Source organism: Spirochaetota bacterium (genome assembly GCA_034190085.1).
Lineage (GTDB): Bacteria > Spirochaetota > UBA4802 > UBA4802 > JAFGDQ01 > JAXHTS01.
The window spans coordinates 16,697-36,139 of the sequence record JAXHTS010000001.1 but is presented as its reverse complement, the minus strand read 5'-3'; the positions used below and the strand labels follow the sequence as shown (position 1 = coordinate 36,139).

The window sequence follows — 19,443 nt, the reverse complement described above, 5'->3', positions numbered from 1 at the left end:
GCATTATTCCATTAAAAGCAGTCACTATTCTTTAAAATAACAATCTTAACAAGCATATTCTTCTTTTTCTCTTTAATATAATACGCCTTTACTTCCTGGCATATCTCAATAATCCCTTTACTTCCTTCAGTTTTATCCATTTTTATATAGCGAGTATTCTCAGTAAAATACAATATTAACTCAATTTTTCCCCTTTTGATCTCAATATTGTCACTATTTACACATATTACTCTCCCATGAAATATCTTTTTTTTTGCTTCCCGGCTAATTAACTCATTTGTTGAAGGGAAAAAATATATAGTTAAAAAAGCTATTGTACAAAGGATCTTTTTCATATCAATACCTCTTTTTTATAAAATGTAATAATGCGTCTCTTCTGAAAAGTTAGCCAAAATTAAGACACCTTCCCTGATAGTTATTGAGAGCATATGTATATGTAATTCTATTATACTAAAAACTGCTGCGAGTTTAATGGTAATGATTATAATACCGTTAATAATTGAAATTTATGTAAGTAATATAAGTTACGTAATTATTCTTTTATCTCAATTTCTGTTTATTTATTGAAACCTTCATTACAAAATATTTCACATAGCTTTAGGAAGTGAAGCATCAATGTATTAAATAACCTTTTTTATAAAATTTGTCAATATCAAAGCCATCTTTTTTCTAATAACTAAGTGAAGCCCTTTATAGGTTTCATCTCTATAGTCATTCATGTTGGATTATTACATTACTCAATAATCATCTCCACTTCAGTCATCGGAACATATTACTATCCTAACATAATAATATTTTCAGAATTATTGAAAAACAAGATAACATCCACATTCAAACCACAATTAACCGACCAGAAGGTCTCTAATAATTTTTTGATGATAAAAAAATTTTTGATTGTCAGTTTACTTTTGATATTGATATGTTGTTCTTGTTTGTTAAACAATATCTACAATTTTTTAATCCTCTATTTTCGGTTCCCACATACCTCCCCCGAAATGAGAGACCCTTGGATATTCATCCCTGCTTTTTAGCAGGGATGTTTTTTTTATATCCTTAATAATAACTATGCTGTATTCGACATTAACATAAATAATAAATAGTGTATTGTATTGACAATTTAATAGAATTATACTTACAATGTCCTCATTGCATTATGAGATAACTTCTCCTTGAACATAGGAACAGCTTCACTATAAGGTTTTCACACATCTCTGTAAACCTTGTTAAAAGAGGGGATCTTGCAAGAAAGGGAATAATTGTTGGATTACCAGGCAGCCATGGGAAAGACCATTGATCTTCATATTCACTCCAATTTTAGCGAAGATGCTGATCTTTCAGTTGAAGAGATATTTAAGTCTGCATGTAATTTACCCCTCTCCGCAATTTCAATTACTGACCATGACTCAATTGAATCTCTTGAGGTTGCCAGAAGTATTTCACCAAAATACGATATCGAATACGTTCCTGGTGTGGAGATAACATCAGTACTTCCGGTTGATGGTTCTCAACAACATATTTTAGGATACTTTATTGACGAAAAAAATAATGATCTAATTAATGCATTAGATAGAATCAAAAAAAGCAGAATACTCATTACAAATAAAAGAATTGAGATGCTGCAAAATCTGGGATTTGCAATGAATGAGGAAAGGATATGGGACATGACTGGCGGGAGATCACCAACAGCCACATCAATAATGGTGGAAATATTTGATAATGAAAAAAACTTTAATGATGCAAGATTATATGAGTATTTTTATGGAGACAAAAAAGATGATAAATTGGGTTCATTTTATAGAGAATATCTCATTGAAGGGAAACCAGCATATGTCCCATTTCAGACAATCGATATTAAAGAAGCGGTAGAAATTATAAAGAAAGCTGATGGAATACCAGTGCTTGCTCATCCCAAATTCGTAAAAAAGCGTGAATGGCTGGACCAGATAAGAGGTTATGGTATCGAAGGCATTGAGGCGATATCAACATACCATACCCCTGAAGACAGAAAATTCTATTTGGAATATGCAATGAAAAATTCTCTATTGATTACTTCTGGCTCAGACTTTCATGGTCCAACTGCAAAACCAAAGGTAAAGCTTGGTGGGATTAGTGGAAATGATTACTCTCTTCTCCAAAAGATCAAGGATTTCTATGTATCAATTATGAATACTAGCTACCAACCTATGCCAGATCGATAAGATTAATATAATAAAAAGTTAGTATTTAAGATAACAATTGCAACTTGCTTCATTCTATTGTTCAGAAATCCCACTGACTTGCGCTACTTTATCGAGTTTGAATTCACTAATAATATCCTCATCTTTAGGAAAGTTTGCTAATATATTCTTTTCCTCATCAGATGTTCCATAATAGGCTTCATGAACCAACTTTCCAATAATCTGCTTTATGTCTTCTTCTTTATTATTATAGATGAATAAAATATTTGGTCCAGACTTAAATCCCCAATGAAACCCATCGACAAGATCTACAGTAAATGTTTCTGTAAAGCCATCGCCATCGGCATCCTCTGCAAAGTAAACCGTATCATTAAGTGTTTTGCCAGATACTGCTAAAGCATATTTAGTTTCAGCGTCAGAAGCCCCGACAAAAAGAGACTTTTGAATGGGATTCCTTTCAATATGCAATCCAGCTTCACTTCTGTTGTTCAACAATCGTCGAAATACATTAACATGCTTCTGTATAAAGGAATTTCTCACGTTTGCATAAAAATTCCCAAAATTTTTCGATACAAAATCTTTATTTGTATTTATCATTAACTCCACTCTTCTATCAGTTATACGGATATAATCTGGTTTTTTGTCTATCAGGTTTACCCACAAAGAATCATAAACCTTCCTTTCTAATTCAAGCAAATACCTTGTTGTCCGAATTACATTCGCATCATCATAACCATCCCTTAAAAGATACATCCTATCATCCTTTATTATCAATAGGCATGAAATAGAATCATCAAAATCATCAGAAATTTGTCTTTGAATATGCTGAAAGGCAATTCTGTTTTCGTGATAACGAGATACTTTTTCAATCTCGATAAGCTTAAATGGAATATCTTTTGAATATGAGTTATTAGTTTGAAATATTAGTAATGAAATTAAAACGATTAAGATTGCTCCTCTCCCAACTTTTCCCAACATTATAATACCTCCATGTTAATGATAAAGAATATCGCAGATTTGCATCCATAACAATCGCTGCGAATATATTATCGAAGAAAATGCAGACATATTCAATATTTTATGTAAAAAAAATATAACTAATTCTACAATTTTATATAACTTAGTATATTATACTATAGATATAATAAATTATTTTGTCAAATACTTTCTCAATTAAGATATGAATCCTTAAACAGGTGTTTAAAGTCTAAATTGCATAAAATTTCACAGAACTATAGGGAAGCCCTTCATGCAGCACAAGGGGATGAAGATGAGTGAATATATTAACTCACTTCATATAAAGAAAGCCAAGGAACTGCTCATAGGCAGCGACCAGGATGTAACACAGATCGCTTCTATGATTGGTTTCAACAGCTTGTCAACGTTTTATCACACCCTCCAGAAGATGATATAGATAAATCGCCTACTAATCATAGAGATAGGAATCGGGAAAACGAATAAAATATATGCTCGATTCTAAAGACGAAGATTAACAACATTTATGCAAATCATGAAATCTCTATTAGTGAAATTCCTTTTATTATTGTCAATTTTTAAATATGGTAAAGGTAGGTTCACTTTATAAAACTCAGGTTCGGCATTAATAATACTTCTATTGTTTTCTACATCTTGTTTATAATACCGTGTTGAATTGAAAGTTGTTACACCACTTACAACCGACATCATTATAGGCAATACAATATGAGATGCAGAATCTAAATTAGGAGATGAATCTTGTATCTTATTAGAGACATATTCAGAAATCAATAATCCTGTAAGCCAACCAATATAACTGGAACCAATTGTCATACCTAATGATCCAGATTCTGTTTCTGTATCTCCTACAATATATATACCTAATCCTGAAAACGCAGGAGCAGAAAGCATTGCGGGTAATCCAGCTAAAACACATTGTGCATCGGGATTTTTTTACATTCATAGTACGCTAAACCTATAAATAGAGTCATACCTAAAGTATGGCCACCAAGGCCTGCTATAAACTCATAACCAATTCTATTCCATTTCAAAGGAGGTCTTATATTATCTAGTTCATAATCACGAGATAAATCAACATTAGTTTCTTGGACAAATATTGAGGATTCACTCTTTAATAGTGATTGTATAAAACAAGGACATTCGTTAAAGGAAGGATCTTCTATGATATTTTGACTTTTTTCTAAATTATCTAAATCCTGATTTATTGTTGTTACATTTCCAAAGATGTCTGATAAAATAATTTTAAATGATAAAAATGTTACGATTATAATTGAAATCAGACTCCTCATAATTCTCGCCCCCTTTCAGGAATACTTTTAACGGCAACAAAATTTTAAAATAATCCTGATTTATTTTTAAGTCAATTAAATTTTGTCTCCCAGATAATATCACCATCATATTCTTCATCAGCCTAGCGACTCCAATAACGCCTTTAATCTTATTAATTGCTACTAATTTCAACTATAATAAAAGCTTACGCTGTTTCATGAATTTAAACTAAATTTAAATTCGGGAACCATAAATAATTCAGTATTCTAATATTAATATTTTTATTGATTTCCCAACATCTATATACTATAATATTAAAACGAAAATGAACAATAATTATCCTACGATAAATATAGAAATGATAAATAATTCTTCAAAGGAAGTTAAATTCCATGTATAAAATATTGCTACTATGCATAATACTAATCTATACCATAGGGTGTTCCAGCACAGAGGATGAATACGCGAGTGTTATCTTCTTTATTGGAGATGTAAAGAAGAACAATACTGAGATTGATATTGGTGAGATAATAGCCGAGAATGACATCCTTACAACAGGAGATATATCTTCTTGCGATGTAAAGATTGGCGGCTCCTTTATTAGGATAAAGGAAAAATCAAGTTTATCAATCTCATCGTTAGTTAATAAGAATAATATCGAAAATACAATTCTTGGATTAAATGTGGGACGACTTTTATGCAAAACCAAGAAACTCCTAAAATCTGAGAGTTTTTTAGTTAAAACGCCTACTGTTGTTGCTGGAATTCGTGGGACAAGATTTTCTGTTGAGGCCGATATTAAAAAGACTACTAGAATCAAGGTGTTTAATGGAAGGGTTAAGGCCATAAAACGCATTAAAAAACTTGAAGATAAAGTTGAAGAGTTATTGAATAAAGCGCCATCGCTCACGGAAAATGAAAAAACAGTTATAACTGAGAAGGATGTAAAGAAGACTGAGAAGGTTGTTGAAAAACTCATTAAAGAAGGAGCACAAAGGGGTGTACAGATAGAAGTTGCCAAGATTGTGGAAAAGATAAAGGATTATGTCGTGGTATCGAAGAAAAAGATACAGAAATTTAATATTGAGGATTTTCAAAATGAGAGAAAGGAGATTATTGCTGTCCAGGAACAGCCCAAAGAGGTTATAAAAAAAATTGCCAAAATTATACAATCAGATAAGGAAAAACCAGAACCAGAGGGGATACTCCTAATAACAAAATATGAGATATATTTCATAAAGAATGGTAAGAAGATATGGAAGGGAAACATAATAAAACCACCTATCAAGCAGGAGGATAAACTATACATAGCATCAGGCGATTTTGTGTTTTGTGCTTCAGTTAATGGACCTGTTCTATGGAAGAAAAGGATCATTAATGATGGGGACATTCAAATTAAAGACAATAAATTGCATGTCTCTTCTAAAGGAAGCATTAGAAAGCTCAATATTAAAAATGGGGAAGAGTTAAAAATATAATATCCTTTTGATCATAAATCAGAATGTAATAGCAATTAGGCTAGTATTGAATTCCCTCAATAATGTATAAACAATAAAAATTAACATATTCCATCAAGGATGAACGCAAGCAAATAATTTTTAGTGATGATGACTTTACTGTCTAATAGATAAAAATATATCATACATTACTGTATTCTAAAATAACCCATGGAGGGGTTATTTTATTATTTAATCATTTCTGGAAATGGATAATAATAAAATTAATATAATTGACTTTATAATTAAATCATTCAATAATATTATTCATTCATTTCAATTATCCTCAGCCATATGACAATAAAAGACATAATATTATAAATAGAAAAGGAAGGCTTATTATGAGACTAATATTTAATATCTGTATGTTGATTATGATAATGGTCTTTATCTCTGAGATTGATGTAGTATCCCGCACAAAAGGAAGACCAATTCAATCAAACATAGAACATGGAACATTTGTCCCAGGTGATTTTGTTACTCCAAGAAAACTTGAGAGTATGCCGGTTCCCAACTCAAATGAAAATTATGCAATCTATCAAGCAATCGGGAAGAAGAGCAATATAGTTATTGGCAATTTCCGATCCAAGGAGAGAACTATTACCCTAATCACTGATAGTAATGTGGATGGGAAGGTTGATATTGTGGCTCATTGGTTGGTTGACTTAAATAGAATCGATATTGAACCAAAACCAAATGAGTACTGTAACCAAGAGAAGTATGCAAAAATGAAAGAAGAAATTCTCAATGGGAAGAGTGATACCATATCCCCGAATCCCGAAGGATTACTATATGCAAGGCAGTTGATGAAGACTCCTTCAAACATTACCAAGGTTAGACATGGATTCAGGATTTCTATGAAGGATACCGATGAACCTACAATGGTGAGGGTAAGCTATTTCTTCTCTCATCACCCTGTTGATGGAGCAGACATCGCTTTTCATATAAAATACTATAATCTTGGAACTGGCAGGGTGAGTCCAATAATAAATCATACTGTATATTGCAAGAAAAGCTATGATCCCTTTGTTATAGAAACAGCTAAAAAGCTGATAAAGGAGACGGCAAAGTATTACTCTCATTAACCTATACCTAATCCTATCGCATATCAAATAGAGTGTGGATTTTTATTCACTGACTCAATTATTGAGAGAACAAGCATAGCACCTCTTTGAATATTTTTGATAAGAATGTATTCTTTTTTGGTATGAGCGTTTTTCATCCCTATAGATAGATTTACAGCCTTAATCCCAGCCTTATTTATAATATTAGTATCGCTACCTCCTCCAGAGGTCCTGTATTCAGGTTTTAATCCGATTTTCTCTATTGCTGTATTTACTATTTTTACAATCCCTTCATTCTCTTTTATCGAAAATCCTGAATAGTCGACTCTTCTTTCAATATTCGCTTTTGCTCGATAACCCCTTGATACATCCATTATTATATCCCTAATCTCTGATTCAAGCGATCTAAGCCTACTTCTATTTATTGATCTTGCTTCAAGATTAAACTTGGCGCTCTCGGCAACAATATTTGTCGCGCCACCTCCGGATATGCTGCCTACATTTACGGTAGTCTCCTCATCAATCCGGCCATGCGGCATCCTGCTGATTATTTCAGCAAGTACTCTAATCGCACTTACCCCCTTTTCAGGCTCAACACCGGCATGTGAAGATTTACCCCTTATTGCTACTTCCATCGTGATATGAAATGGAGCCTTGAGTGTAATCCCTCCTATTTCCCCATCGCTGTCAAAGACAAAGGCGTATTTAGCATCTAGTAACGATAAATCAAACCCCTTAATACCCTGAAGACCAACCTCCTCAGCACAGGAGAAAAGGAACTCGATTCTCCCATGAGGTATCTTGCTCTCCTTAATAAAATGTAATGCCTCGAGAAAAGAAGCTATTGCAGCCTTATCATCAGCACCAAGTATGGTTGTTCCATCAGATGATATTTTTGTTGCTGTTATTATTGGTTTTACATTCTCACAGGGCGTTACAGTATCCATATGACAAACGAAAAGGATGGGCAAACCCATATTATCCTTTCCATCAAGTCTTGCAAGGAGATTATATGAATCATTACACTTATGCTTCTCATAATAAATGCCTAAATCCTCTAATACATCTATGATATAGGAGATCACCCCACCCTCATCCCAACTTGGGGAGGGGATTTTTACTAAATCGACGAACCTTTTAATCAATCTCTCCCAATTTACCTCATACATCCACTTACTCCCAAGGATTTTATTATAAAATTTAAATGTTCAAGATATATTCTATGGCAAGAAAAACAAAAATAATTACCTGAATCAATTATAGAGATAGGGTAGTCCTTCCTTTGAACAGATACTAGGATGAATTCTTAAATTGTTTTATTCTGAGTGCGTATTCCTCTATTATCTTTTCTCGACTATGAATATTTTTGCTTTCAGCATATAGATGAATTAATGGCTGTGTGGCATCTGGCAATATTAGTATCCAGGCATCCTCCTTATTAATCCTTACTCCATCAATCATATCAATATTATCAGTATCAGTCTTTGCAGTCAGACTATTCATTATCGTTGCTTTTTCATCAATTGAACATGGAATTGATACCCTTAATATGTTACTTTTGGGAAGGCTCTCTCTCAATTCGTATAGCGTTGTATCCTCTAATGTTGCGAATTCTAGAATTTTCAAAAAGGTTATCATAGGATCATAATCCCTTTCAAGATAAGGATACCGGCCAGAAGTGCCTTTAAGAAACAAGTCGTTAGTGTCAACCGGCGATCTCATCTTAGAGCTTATTCGAATAACCTTTCCACCATAAGAATATGCAATTTCGTCAATAATCATAGAGGATGTAACAGGGATGTTAATGATCTTCTCATTCCTATATTTCAGATAATATATACACAGAATAGCGCTTATATCATCATTGGATAGGATGTTGCCAGTCTCATCAACAATAGTCAGGTATTCACCATGTGGCCCAATAATTACTCCAACCTCCTTGTTCGCCTTTGCCATAGCTACAATATTCTCTATCGCTTTTCTAGTTTCATTTTTCACCTCTTCCTCACTTAGAAACTCCTTTATCTGCCCACGTAGAACAATAACCTCGCAACCAACGCTTGATAACAACTCAGGAAAGACATAAGATGTGGAACCGTTGAAACAGTCCACTATGATATTCCATTTCCTCTTTTTTATAAGATTGAAATCCACATAATTCTTAATATTTGAAATATATGATTCAATCTGGTGTATTGGGAACAACATTTTACCAACTTCAAAGGCATCCTTTCTCGGATAGTCTCCCCTAAAGAAAATGTTCTCAATTCTCTTCTCATCACTTATTGGGATCTGAAAGCCATGTTTGTCGAATATCTTTATTTGAATATATTGCAAACCTGCCAATGGAGATTTTTGAATATAAATTCCCATATCCGAATTGAGTAGTCTCGTAGTATATTTATTTATTGGTATTGATTCAATTTCCATATCAAAGACATCAACCCCCATTGACAACAAACCTGACGAGATAGCCCTTTTAATTAAGCGGGAGGCCGATGTAGTATCACGACTTATCACAACTGTTGAGTTCTTGTTAAGATATGCCCCAAGCGCTGATCCCAATTTTGCTGCGAATTCAGGTGTTATCTTAATGTTAAAGGATCCGATTATGCCTTCAATACCAAACAAAGTCTTTTTTTCTCTCTGACCCCAAATAAGGTCCGTTGTAAGCCTTGTGCCCTGCTCAATCACCTTATCTGGCCATACCCTGATGTCAGATGGTACCTCAACTCCACTACCGATCTGACAATCATCGCTGACAACCGCTCCCTCATAAATTGATACTGCCTCTTCTAAAACACACCTCTTACCTATTATTGCGCCACGCAATTCGGATTTAGGCCCGATTACAGTGCTATGATGTATAATGCTTCGTCTAACTGATGCATTTTCTTCGACAACACAATTATCACCCAGGATTGTATATTCGGCCACCTCTGCGCCACTTTTTATTCTCACGAAATCACCCAATATAATGGGCGCTTTAAGCACTGCATCTGCAGCGATATCGACATTCCTGCCAACCCAAATATCTTCATCAATCTTTTTCCCCATAATATCTATTTTTACAAGACCATCTAAAATTGCTTTATGAGCCTCCCTATAGGCATCAAGATTACCGATATCACACCAATATCCTTCTGCCAGGTATCCATAAATTGGAAAATTTTTCTTCTGCAACAATGGAAAGATATCCAGGGAGAAGTCGGCCTCTTTTTCGGGTATAAAGTCTAAAACCTCAGGCTCAATTATGTACATTCCTGTATTGACTGTATCACTAAACACCTCGCTCCAGGCCGGTTTTTCTATAAATTTTACTATTCTACCATTATCATCAACAATAACAATTCCGTAATCTACTGGTTTCTTAACATGCTTCAATACTATTGTAAATGATGAATTCTTCTCCTTATGATACCCTAATATATGAGTAATATCGAAGTCTATAACGCCATCACCGCTGAGAACAATAAAAGTATCATCATGATTTCCAATGGCCTTCTTTACACCGCCCGCAGTTCCATGTGGTGTCTCTTCAACGGAATATGTAATATTCACATTCCAATCAGAACCATCACCAAAATAATTCTGTGCCCCCTCAGGGAGGTAATAAAGACTAATGATAATATCTATTATACCGTGCTTTTTTAATAGTTTAATTATATGTTCGATTACTGGCTTGTTAATAATTGGAATCATTGGCTTTGAACGATTTGAGGTTAAGGGTCTCAGCCTTGTTCCCTCACCACCTGCCATAATCACAGCTCTAATCATATCTCCTCTCCATCACCTCAATAAGCTTGATAGTAATCAAATAATAAATTAATAATGAATATTTATTAATAATAAGTGTTGAAATAAATTGTATAAAAGAGATCCTTCACATCAATCATAATTCCACCCTGTTTGAAAGTTCATAGCTCTTATTTATCCAATCACCCCTTTTCAGCTTATGCCGAAAGTTTGTGCTATTATCATCAATTATTTTATAAATATAAGCAATATTATTACTTATTGCCTTCATATATAGATTTTGATCAATATTAAATCTATCTTTGAAATAATATCTAGCATAATCATATTTTTTCATAAAACTCTTGTCTAACCTCTTTTTGGTCTGCTCATAAAAATCTATGGTATTTCTTATTATATCGAATTCTGTATTAAATCCTTGTATTCCAGCTTCCCTGAATTCATAATAAAGGAACAATAATTTTTCTAAATAAATCCTATCTGACATCTGTCCAAGAATATCAGCAGTCCCAAGGATTGACCCAGCTATCCGCTCCTCATTCGAAATGAATGGGATATCATTCAAATTTGTATTGAGACCAGTACATCTAATCAATCTTGAGATAATTGCTATATTTTCTTGAGTTATATTAAATTTCCTCTCTTCTTTTACAAGAAAGGCGATGCTCCTTCCAATGTGAGTTTTGGTATATTTTGCTCCGGTCCCAGCGTTATCCCATTCTTCCTGAATATAGCCTGTATCGTGAAACATTGATGAGATAAGCAAGTCAATTGTTAAATCTAGGGGCATCTTCTTTTCTTCTTCAAGATTATAACCATAAATGAGTCTTGAGGTTGCCAGGAAGGCGTCAAGGGTATGATTTAAATTATGATATTCAGTATTGCATGCCTTATATCCTGGAAATTTTCCCTCAAAGAGTTTCTTGATATTTCTATAACTCCTATTTATAGCATTAAAATATTTCTTGGGGTAATGAACAGAGAATAATGTTCTAACTTCAGAAATAACGACCTTTGGATTAGTAGTATTTATGAAACTGGCCAATTGAATGTTATCCGCTTCCTTCATTTCTGACTCCAGTTTAAATATTCATTATAAGTCATATTGTACGATATAATAATAAACAAGATGCTACTTCACAGTTCAGGCTTGCTCATATATGCTACAGTTGCAGAATGATCCTATGATGTTATTACCCACTTAATTAACTGTCTTGTTTGTGAAAAAAGGTGTAATTTAGTAAATAGTATAATACTGGCAAAATTCCATAACTTGAGCAAGTAATTAATAAAAAAATATTTACCCACCCTAATAACTAATCAATGATTGAATTGAGAATTTATAATCCTTGTCTCAATCAGGAAACGAAAAGGCTTATTATGCTCATTTTATTAAGCTACAGAGTACAAAATAGAGGTGATTTAGCATTAGGGTTCATTCAATTTTATAATTTGATGAAACCATAATTAAGATTTCTAGCTGAATCCTTATTCCTGTAAGAGAAAAATTTATCATTATTCTGTAGTGTGCAGATCCTTGAATTAAAGATATTCACCTCAGGAATTCCTTCTTCAATAAGGGAGCGCTCAATATTCTTCCATAGGTCTAGATAGATATTCTTATCTCTAACATATAGATCCCTTTCAAATAAGGAAGCCACATCATTTCCTATTACATAGGACTCAGGACCAATTGAAGGTAGAATAAAAACATGGATATCTCTATTATTTGAAGAAAATATCTGCTTCATTTTGATGATCAGCTTTTTGGAAATTGATAGCATACACCCCCTCCACCCAGAATGAGCTGCACCTAATATACGGTTATGTGAATCAAATGCATAGACTGGCACACAATCGGCTGACCTTATCACAATACATACCTCTGGGATATTTGTAATTATTCCATCTGCATCATCAAAGAATAAAAAATTATCCCTGATAGGGCTATCAACGATGACAATCCTGTCTTCATGAAGCTGATTAAGAATGATAATACCTTTTTCAGGAAGGTGCGTGATCTCGCTTAATAAGGCCTTCTCATCCCATATTATTTGATCATCATCCATAGAGTAGTCAATATAATTAACTGCCCTGGATGCTGTCCCAATCTCAAGGCCAAAGGCTCCTGAAAGTGAGTAAACCCCATTAGCTTCTTTTTTAAATACCATTATAGATCTTATTATTAGTAAAATGGTGGGTAGTGCTATTAAATGTCCTCTGAAAACCTCTGCAAAAAAAGCATGTTTATTGAAATATACTCAAGTGGGAATGGATACCAGCATTTAATGTTAAATTAAAATGTCATATCTCTTCCTTTTGCTAAATCCCGATATCTTTTTATATCCCACTTTCTTTATCTTTTCAATTGCGCTATCAAACATATATCCTACCTCTTCAGAGGCATGGGAATCTGAACCCAGTGTTATTGGGACATTCATATTATAAAATAATGTTATTATATCATCAGAGGGATATATCTCTCTAACGGGTTTTCTGAGACCGCCTGTGTTGATCTCTACTGCTATATCCTTTTTTGAAATCATTTTCGCAATTCCAATAATTGTTTCTCTGAAATCCATTTTAGGTCTATGGCCAAATTTCTTAATTATGTCAAAATGACCAATTATATTAAAATATCCTGATAAGACGATGTCCAAAATTACACTATAGTATTCGTAATAAATACCATCAATATCCCTATTCTCAAATTCCCTAGCATATCTGCTTTGATCAAAGGCCCAATCACCCAAAAAATGACATGAACCGATCAGATAATCGAGTCTAGTATCACTTAAATATTGTCTGTTAAATGATTCTCTAAGTGGATAATCTATCTCAAAACCCAATTTTATATCAATCTTATCTCTGTAAATATCTCTATTCTTCTCAAGAAGAGCGATGTAGACCTCTGTCTCTTCAGGATGCATCGTAATGCCATCCCTGATCTCTAAAGGAAGTGGAGCATGATCGGAAAAACCAAGCTCAATCAAGTCTGAGGTAATAGCTGCATTTATATAATCCTCCAAACTACCTGAAGCGTGCTCGCATAAATAGGTATGGTTATGATAGTCAACCAAAGCCATCAATAACCATGTCTCGAATAATAAAACGATATCTCATCAAGAGCCTTTGAGATTACCCTATCATTTTTATTGTTATTTCTGATTAGGAATTTATCAATCTTGTTGTCAGGAGAGTAGGATATTATTGAAATTATATACCAGAGAGAGGATATTTTAATATCAGCACCTCGAATAAATGTGGCTGAATTTTCAAATAGCTCTTTATCAAAGAGTCCTGGTAGATGTAAGGGTAAAAATTCAGAATACTCTCCGAATTTTGAATTTTTTAAGGAATATAAATGAGGATGATGTAAATATATGACTAATATTCTTCTTCTTCGAATATATAAGGACATGAGTTCAATATTTTCAACCTCAACATGACGTGGTCTAAGAACAATCTTTTCAATATTATCAAGGTCTCCCTTTCTGGGATAAAGTGAGAGCAAAAATCTGATGTGATCAGCCCCTTTGACTAAACTTCGGTTGGCATTATATGATATTCTTGGATATATAATATCTATTCCAGATTTATTATATTTAAACTTATCACGAAGATAGAGCTTGTCAAAACGATTCTTTAAGAGATTATCGATATCATTATTAATATAGCTCTCAATATCATCAATTTCTATCTGGATATGACTTGCATCTTGAATATTATATTCCTTGTAATACTCCTCAATGTCAAACATGATTATAATGTTTAGCCAAAAGCCTTAAATAGGCAAGTCTTTTTTAAAGGATTTTAGCAAATTAACAATCATCCTTCTCATCAAAGGTGGAATTAAATGATAAATGAATACATTCAAGATTTCAGTTTATTGTTTGACAAATTCACAAAAACTAATAATATAAATAAATGTATCATGATTGTAACCTCAAAGAGGGGAAATGGAAGAGAAAGAAAATCATAATCAAACGATTGATGAAGTAACATCTAAGAGGAAAGACGAACCTAATAGAATCATTGTTGGGGAAGAAGCTACAGAACTCTTAAACAATGAAAATATCATCAATGCCGTCAATAACTACAAGGCAGATACAAAAGAAAAGGTGATTGCATTAGAATTTATTAAATCCCATATCCAATTTATAAATCAAATAGTTGAGAATGATATAAAAAAAGGGATATCAAGAAGAGATATCGAGGTTCAAGACATAGTATCACATATCAATATGATGATGCAAAAAAGAGAGGAGTATATCTTTACTTCAATTATTATCAACAGCCCTTCTCATTATAAATGTATAATGAAAGACATGCTTCAAAAGCCCAGAACGCAAAAAACATAAAGGGAATTAAATCAGTGGTCTTCCCTAATAAGTTTAATCTGCAGTCCAGCTAATTCAAATCATCAAGTGTAATAGTTAAGATAATATCTGCCCCTCCGATGAGAAAACCATCACATATTCCCCTCATGGGAAAAAAGTGTCAGATCTCGCAGCGTGCATCCATGTAATTTATTTGACAAAATCTTCATGTAACTACTCAATAATTCATTGATTCAAATTAAGATTGACTAATTACTGAATTTTCGAGCAGTTACAATAATAAATCTTCTTTATAATAGTTGACAAATTACTATATTATTCAAGAGATTATAAAAATAAAAACATTTTCCCCTATCCAAGTTCAGAATTTTAAGGAATAAATCTCAAAATAAAATTATTATTTATGGTTATTTATTATGGAAAGATATATTGAATGGGTAATTAAGCGGCCTAAAATTACACTCCTATGTTTTACAATCATAACAGTCATTTTTTCACTGGGATTGCCAAAACTGGTATTTGATTACTCTATAGATACAATGATGCCACAGGGAGATGAGGAATACATATATTACAAAAAGGCGCTGAAAGTCTATGGGAATATCAGCAAAATAGTAATGATAGATGTTTATAGTGATAATCTGTGGAGCAATGATGTTTTTATGGATATTGATAACCTCATATCAGAGATAGAGGAATTCAAGTTTTTAGACAAGGAATTGGAGGACTCAAGAATAACCAGATTAGAAAATGCATTTTCTAAGGGAGAAATAAAATATATTGATCTGCTTGATTATTTTAATAATGATATCGTGTTTCAGAAAACCTTAAGAAGAAAGATTAAAAAATATATAGGCAGGGTTGAGATACTAGATCAGAATGATCTTAATAAATTATTAAAAGAGATTGAAATAACAAATAGTATTAAAGCAAAGGAAAGGGTGAAGAGAATTGCCTCACTCTTTACTATGCAGGATGTGACAGGGGAAAATGACACCTTGGAGTTTTACGATTTAATTAAAAGGGATGATAATGGAAAAAGAATATTACCTAAATCGAAGGAAGAATATGAATTCATAAAAAAGAGAATAACAAAGACTCCCTTCTATGAACAACAGATTTATGCTAGGGACCCCAAGACTGGGGAGATCACTGATTTGGGAATTATCATTCAATTGGATACTACTGACGACCATCACGATATTGGCGAAGAGATATGGGAGATCACCAGCAATTACGACAACATAAGGGTTGTATCCTTGGGCGCCCCAGTAATGAACTATCTCGTAAATGGATACATGCAGGATGATCTAAAAAAATTTCTTCCAGCGGTATTAATATTGATGCTGATGGTTTTTTTCTTTAATTTTAGATCTCTGAGGGGAGTTGTGCTCCCATTATTGACACTTATAATCAGCGATATTTGGCTCCTCGGCTTTATGGGTCATGCAGGTTATAAGATAACAATAATGGCAGTGGGCCTCCCTTCACTCTTAATGGCCATTGGCAGTTCCTATTCCATTCACATAATGAATCAGTATTATATAGATTTTAATCTGATTACAGAAAAGGGGAGACATGAAGGCTTTAAGCAAGCTATGCATCATATCTCAATTACGGTTCTCCTTGCAGGTTTAACAACCTTCTTTGGATTTGTTACTATTACAACGAACAAGGTTACTGCCATAAGTGAATGGGCCTTCCTTGCCTCTTTAGGAGCAGTAATATGCGTAATCATTTCTATTACTCTGATCCCTGCTGTATGTGTCCTTCTTCCACATAAGATGCCCAGATTCATGTTAAACAAAGATAAAAGTGTAAAAGTCACACTAATTGATAAAATAACCTCCCTTATGACCGTTATCTCCACTAAACACTATAAGGCTTGTTTGATAGTAGTAATAATAATAATTTCAATATCCATTGTTGGCATGACTAAGATGAAGGTAGAGATGTCTCCATGGGGTTTTTTTAAAGAGGATAGCTATATCAGAATCGCTGACAGGATTATAGGGAAAAGATTTGGAGGATCATTTCCAGTTAATATACTAATAGATACAGGGGAGGAGGATGGCATTAAAAAGCCTGAATTCCTCAAAAAGGTTGATGAATTCTGCAAATGGCTTCAAAGTGAAAGTAATGTTGATCTCAATATTGGTCGGGCGAATTCCTTTCAGGATATTGTTAAAAAGATGCACATGGCAATGAACAATGATAAGATCCAATATTATAAGATTCCTGAAAAATATGTTGATGTGCTAGACTATTTTGAATTAGCCTCTGGGGAGGATTCAAATTCTGACGGAAGAATAGATGAATTTGAAATATTTACATGTCCGGAATTTAGAACTATTCATGTTTTTTCCCTGATGTTCGATAAGAAAAACAAAGTCCTCAGCACATCAGAAATGGATAGGATCTTAAAGAGAATCCGAGCCCATATGAAGACAGAATTTTCCGATTACTCATACAGAATAACCGGTGATATACCAATTTTTATACGTTTAGCTGAATATGTTGTGACCGGACAGGTCTTGAGTTTAATCTTATGCATAATAGTAGTCGGAATAATTATTGTATTGCTCTTTAAAAAGATATCCATAGGTTTAATAGGACTAGTCCCAATGAGCTGTGCTGTTATAATGAATTTTGGCATTATGGGCTGGTTTGGCATAGATCTTGACATGGCAACTGCAATTATTGCTTCAATAACAATCGGAATTGGTGTGGATGATACTATCCATTTTTTTAATACGATCAAACATATGTTGGCTCAGGGCTATAACATTGATGAGTCAATTGGGAAAACACTTGCGATTGCGGGGAAAGCCATTATCTTTACATCAATGGCGCTAGTTTTGGGATTCGCTGTTTTCTTACTGTCAACATTTAAACCGAATATGTATTTTGGAATTCTCATAGCTATTACAATGATCGCCACCACAATTGGAGCATTAGTAGTGTTGCCCTCTGTAATTAAAGCCACCAAGGCATCTTTAGAGGAATCTAAATCTGAATCCATTATTTGGAAATACCTCTACATTGGAAGACTCTTTGGCGTAAAGGTGGAAGATTAATATTTTTCATCCTCCGCATAAGGGCTATAGATGCAAATGGAACTTGTAGAATAGCGATAGCAATATTGAAGCGAGTTATGAGAAGGAAACAATTTCGACTTTTCTATTCTGAAGAAATAGTTTAGGCCCTATCAGGTTTACTTTACCACATCTCCCCATCGTGTTATCCTTTAATATAACAACACCCTCTAAGCCGTCGATTCGCTGAGCGAATTCGATTCCCTTAGGAATATCCGAGACATCCATAATTTGATTGCATATAGCAGTAGCTGCAGCATCAGCTAACGTAGCAGAAGGAGCAAGCGCTATGACAGCATCGGCCCTACCAAAACTAAATGAATGCCCCAACATTCCAGAAGAAGTACAAACCCCCAGAGGCATATCCTCAGGTTCTATCTCCAGGGCAATCTCTCCGATGAAGGGAGACTCGCCAGCATAGATATTTATCACCTTCTTTCTATCGACTTTTATAAAGATATCCCCCCCGTTCTCGACTATGATCTCTGGAGTAATTGCAAGCAACTCTTCCCCAACCTTCTGGGCAATTGCGCCAGCAACAGCGGCCATTGGTCCTACAGAAACCCTTTCTGTCATCTTTGACATTTCCTTTACTATAGATGGAGCATCTTCTTTAACTGGAAATGGTTCAAGGGCTGTTCGAAAAGATGGGTACCGTTCAACGTAATCATCTAATGAGGAGCGACATTTTAATACAATCTTTAGAGCCTCCTCCCTAAGCTCACATTGTGACCAGATGCATAGATCAGTCTCCCGGAATGAAGTATTGAAGGATAGTAATTCTCCCTTTATTTCACAATCATTAGATTCAACCATATTTCTAAAATACATCCATATCTAAAATAAAGGATAAAAATCGAAAAATATCTAATTATTCATATTAACCAGAATTGACCTGAGCCTCTCTTATCTTTGCATAAGCAAAATCAATAAATCTTTCAACCCATTCTGCATTCAGAAAAGTATTAAGTTCGATCATTTTTTTTATATCTTTTCTTAAGCTGGCAATATCAATATTGTCTGTCCTGATCGCATCGTCCATTTTAATACATAAAGCCTTGAGTTCTCTTTCATCATCTTCTAACTCATCAACATGAGAAAAAAAGTTATGCTGATTACAGCTAGGACATATTCTTGGCTTTAAACCGCTAGCTGTAGTATATATAGAATTTAATTCCCTCTTAAACTTACTTCTAGACCCTTCATAGCTACATAAAGTACATTTCATTCAATTTACCTCCCTTATCAAT

General features: G+C 33.7%; 18 protein-coding genes. 6 read left to right on the top strand and 12 right to left on the bottom strand.

Annotated features, from left to right (window positions below):
• Positions 1-11: 11 nt before the first annotated feature.
• Entirely contained in the window at positions 12-335 is a 324-nt protein-coding gene (locus SVZ03_00130) for a hypothetical protein (protein ID MDY6932610.1), read from the bottom strand.
• A gap of 924 nt (positions 336-1,259) precedes the next feature.
• Between SVZ03_00130 and SVZ03_00125 the strand changes: the two genes are divergently transcribed.
• Positions 1,260-2,198: a PHP domain-containing protein gene (locus SVZ03_00125; protein ID MDY6932609.1), complete on the top strand. Its 939-nt coding sequence runs from the start codon at positions 1,260-1,262 to the stop codon at positions 2,196-2,198.
• 54 nt (positions 2,199-2,252) lie between these two features.
• Here the strand turns inward: SVZ03_00125 and SVZ03_00120 are convergent, their stop codons facing one another.
• Positions 2,253-3,155, bottom strand: coding sequence for a hypothetical protein (locus SVZ03_00120; protein ID MDY6932608.1), 903 nt, complete (start codon positions 3,153-3,155; stop codon positions 2,253-2,255).
• A gap of 238 nt (positions 3,156-3,393) precedes the next feature.
• On the opposite strand from SVZ03_00120, the gene SVZ03_00115 reads away from it, so the two are divergent.
• On the top strand, positions 3,394-3,591 hold the full coding sequence (locus SVZ03_00115) for a helix-turn-helix domain-containing protein (GenBank protein ID MDY6932607.1): 198 nt from the start codon (positions 3,394-3,396) through the stop codon (positions 3,589-3,591).
• Between the two features lie 62 nt (positions 3,592-3,653).
• Here the strand turns inward: SVZ03_00115 and SVZ03_00110 are convergent, their stop codons facing one another.
• Together SVZ03_00110 and SVZ03_00105 are read right to left on the bottom strand one after the other, a co-directional pair.
• Positions 3,654-4,064, bottom strand: a complete 411-nt coding sequence (locus tag SVZ03_00110; GenBank protein MDY6932606.1) for a hypothetical protein — start codon at positions 4,062-4,064, stop codon at positions 3,654-3,656.
• A 14-nt stretch (positions 4,065-4,078) separates the two neighbouring features.
• Complete coding sequence (locus SVZ03_00105) at positions 4,079-4,462, bottom strand: hypothetical protein (protein ID MDY6932605.1); 384 nt, start codon at positions 4,460-4,462, stop codon at positions 4,079-4,081.
• Between the two features lie 372 nt (positions 4,463-4,834).
• On the opposite strand from SVZ03_00105, the gene SVZ03_00100 reads away from it, so the two are divergent.
• Both SVZ03_00100 and SVZ03_00095 read left to right on the top strand, forming a co-directional pair.
• Complete coding sequence (locus tag SVZ03_00100) at positions 4,835-5,920, top strand: FecR family protein (protein ID MDY6932604.1); 1,086 nt, start codon at positions 4,835-4,837, stop codon at positions 5,918-5,920.
• 359 nt (positions 5,921-6,279) lie between these two features.
• Positions 6,280-7,023: a hypothetical protein gene (locus SVZ03_00095; protein ID MDY6932603.1), complete on the top strand. Its 744-nt coding sequence runs from the start codon at positions 6,280-6,282 to the stop codon at positions 7,021-7,023.
• 23 nt (positions 7,024-7,046) lie between these two features.
• On the opposite strand, the gene SVZ03_00090 is transcribed toward SVZ03_00095, so the two are convergent.
• From SVZ03_00090 to SVZ03_00065, 6 genes are all read right to left on the bottom strand, one after another.
• Positions 7,047-8,171 carry a M20/M25/M40 family metallo-hydrolase gene (locus SVZ03_00090; protein MDY6932602.1) on the bottom strand — a complete coding sequence of 375 codons (1,125 nt, stop codon included), beginning with the start codon at positions 8,169-8,171 and terminating at the stop codon, positions 7,047-7,049.
• A gap of 124 nt (positions 8,172-8,295) precedes the next feature.
• The gene (locus tag SVZ03_00085) at positions 8,296-10,779 is read right to left on the bottom strand and encodes a sugar phosphate nucleotidyltransferase (protein ID MDY6932601.1); all 2,484 of its coding nucleotides are present in this window, start codon (positions 10,777-10,779) and stop codon (positions 8,296-8,298) included.
• A 115-nt stretch (positions 10,780-10,894) separates the two neighbouring features.
• On the bottom strand, positions 10,895-11,827 hold the full coding sequence (locus SVZ03_00080) for a hypothetical protein (GenBank protein ID MDY6932600.1): 933 nt from the start codon (positions 11,825-11,827) through the stop codon (positions 10,895-10,897).
• A 376-nt stretch (positions 11,828-12,203) separates the two neighbouring features.
• Entirely contained in the window at positions 12,204-12,929 is a 726-nt protein-coding gene (pgeF, locus tag SVZ03_00075) for a peptidoglycan editing factor PgeF (protein ID MDY6932599.1), read from the bottom strand.
• 120 nt (positions 12,930-13,049) lie between these two features.
• Complete coding sequence (locus SVZ03_00070; GenBank protein ID MDY6932598.1) at positions 13,050-13,844, bottom strand: histidinol-phosphatase HisJ family protein; 795 nt, start codon at positions 13,842-13,844, stop codon at positions 13,050-13,052.
• The gene (locus tag SVZ03_00065) at positions 13,844-14,518 is read right to left on the bottom strand and encodes a hypothetical protein (protein MDY6932597.1); all 675 of its coding nucleotides are present in this window, start codon (positions 14,516-14,518) and stop codon (positions 13,844-13,846) included. The genes SVZ03_00070 and SVZ03_00065 overlap by 1 nt, the downstream gene beginning before the upstream one ends.
• A gap of 199 nt (positions 14,519-14,717) precedes the next feature.
• Between SVZ03_00065 and SVZ03_00060 the strand changes: the two genes are divergently transcribed.
• Both SVZ03_00060 and SVZ03_00055 read left to right on the top strand, forming a co-directional pair.
• The gene (locus tag SVZ03_00060) at positions 14,718-15,119 is read left to right on the top strand and encodes a hypothetical protein (protein ID MDY6932596.1); all 402 of its coding nucleotides are present in this window, start codon (positions 14,718-14,720) and stop codon (positions 15,117-15,119) included.
• A 395-nt stretch (positions 15,120-15,514) separates the two neighbouring features.
• Positions 15,515-18,175, top strand: a complete 2,661-nt coding sequence (locus SVZ03_00055; GenBank protein MDY6932595.1) for an MMPL family transporter — start codon at positions 15,515-15,517, stop codon at positions 18,173-18,175.
• A gap of 75 nt (positions 18,176-18,250) precedes the next feature.
• Here the strand turns inward: SVZ03_00055 and SVZ03_00050 are convergent, their stop codons facing one another.
• Positions 18,251-19,009, bottom strand: coding sequence for a UPF0280 family protein (locus SVZ03_00050; protein ID MDY6932594.1), 759 nt, complete (start codon positions 19,007-19,009; stop codon positions 18,251-18,253).
• A gap of 64 nt (positions 19,010-19,073) precedes the next feature.
• Entirely contained in the window at positions 19,074-19,421 is a 348-nt protein-coding gene (locus SVZ03_00045; protein MDY6932593.1) for a hypothetical protein, read from the bottom strand.
• Between the last annotated feature and the right edge of the window lie 22 nt (positions 19,422-19,443).

Bases quoted from the DNA above. Each gene is read 5' to 3' on its own strand.
- SVZ03_00130 (MDY6932610.1), bottom strand. From the start codon at position 335: ATGAAAAAGATCCTTTGTACAATAGCTTTTTTAACTATATATTTTTTC.
- SVZ03_00120 (MDY6932608.1), bottom strand. From the start codon at position 3,155: ATGTTGGGAAAAGTTGGGAGAGGAGCAATCTTAATCGTTTTAATTTCA.
- SVZ03_00110 (MDY6932606.1), bottom strand. From the start codon at position 4,064: ATGCTTTCTGCTCCTGCGTTTTCAGGATTAGGTATATATATTGTAGGA.
- SVZ03_00105 (MDY6932605.1), bottom strand. From the start codon at position 4,462: ATGAGGAGTCTGATTTCAATTATAATCGTAACATTTTTATCATTTAAA.
- SVZ03_00100 (MDY6932604.1), top strand. From the start codon at position 4,835: ATGTATAAAATATTGCTACTATGCATAATACTAATCTATACCATAGGG.
- SVZ03_00095 (MDY6932603.1), top strand. From the start codon at position 6,280: ATGAGACTAATATTTAATATCTGTATGTTGATTATGATAATGGTCTTT.
- SVZ03_00090 (MDY6932602.1), bottom strand. From the start codon at position 8,171: ATGTATGAGGTAAATTGGGAGAGATTGATTAAAAGGTTCGTCGATTTA.
- SVZ03_00085 (MDY6932601.1), bottom strand. From the start codon at position 10,779: ATGATTAGAGCTGTGATTATGGCAGGTGGTGAGGGAACAAGGCTGAGA.
- SVZ03_00080 (MDY6932600.1), bottom strand. From the start codon at position 11,827: ATGAAGGAAGCGGATAACATTCAATTGGCCAGTTTCATAAATACTACT.
- pgeF (MDY6932599.1), bottom strand. From the start codon at position 12,929: ATGGTATTTAAAAAAGAAGCTAATGGGGTTTACTCACTTTCAGGAGCC.
- SVZ03_00070 (MDY6932598.1), bottom strand. From the start codon at position 13,844: ATGGCTTTGGTTGACTATCATAACCATACCTATTTATGCGAGCACGCT.
- SVZ03_00065 (MDY6932597.1), bottom strand. From the start codon at position 14,518: ATGTTTGACATTGAGGAGTATTACAAGGAATATAATATTCAAGATGCA.
- SVZ03_00060 (MDY6932596.1), top strand. From the start codon at position 14,718: ATGGAAGAGAAAGAAAATCATAATCAAACGATTGATGAAGTAACATCT.
- SVZ03_00055 (MDY6932595.1), top strand. From the start codon at position 15,515: ATGGAAAGATATATTGAATGGGTAATTAAGCGGCCTAAAATTACACTC.
- SVZ03_00050 (MDY6932594.1), bottom strand. From the start codon at position 19,009: ATGGTTGAATCTAATGATTGTGAAATAAAGGGAGAATTACTATCCTTC.
- SVZ03_00045 (MDY6932593.1), bottom strand. From the start codon at position 19,421: ATGAAATGTACTTTATGTAGCTATGAAGGGTCTAGAAGTAAGTTTAAG.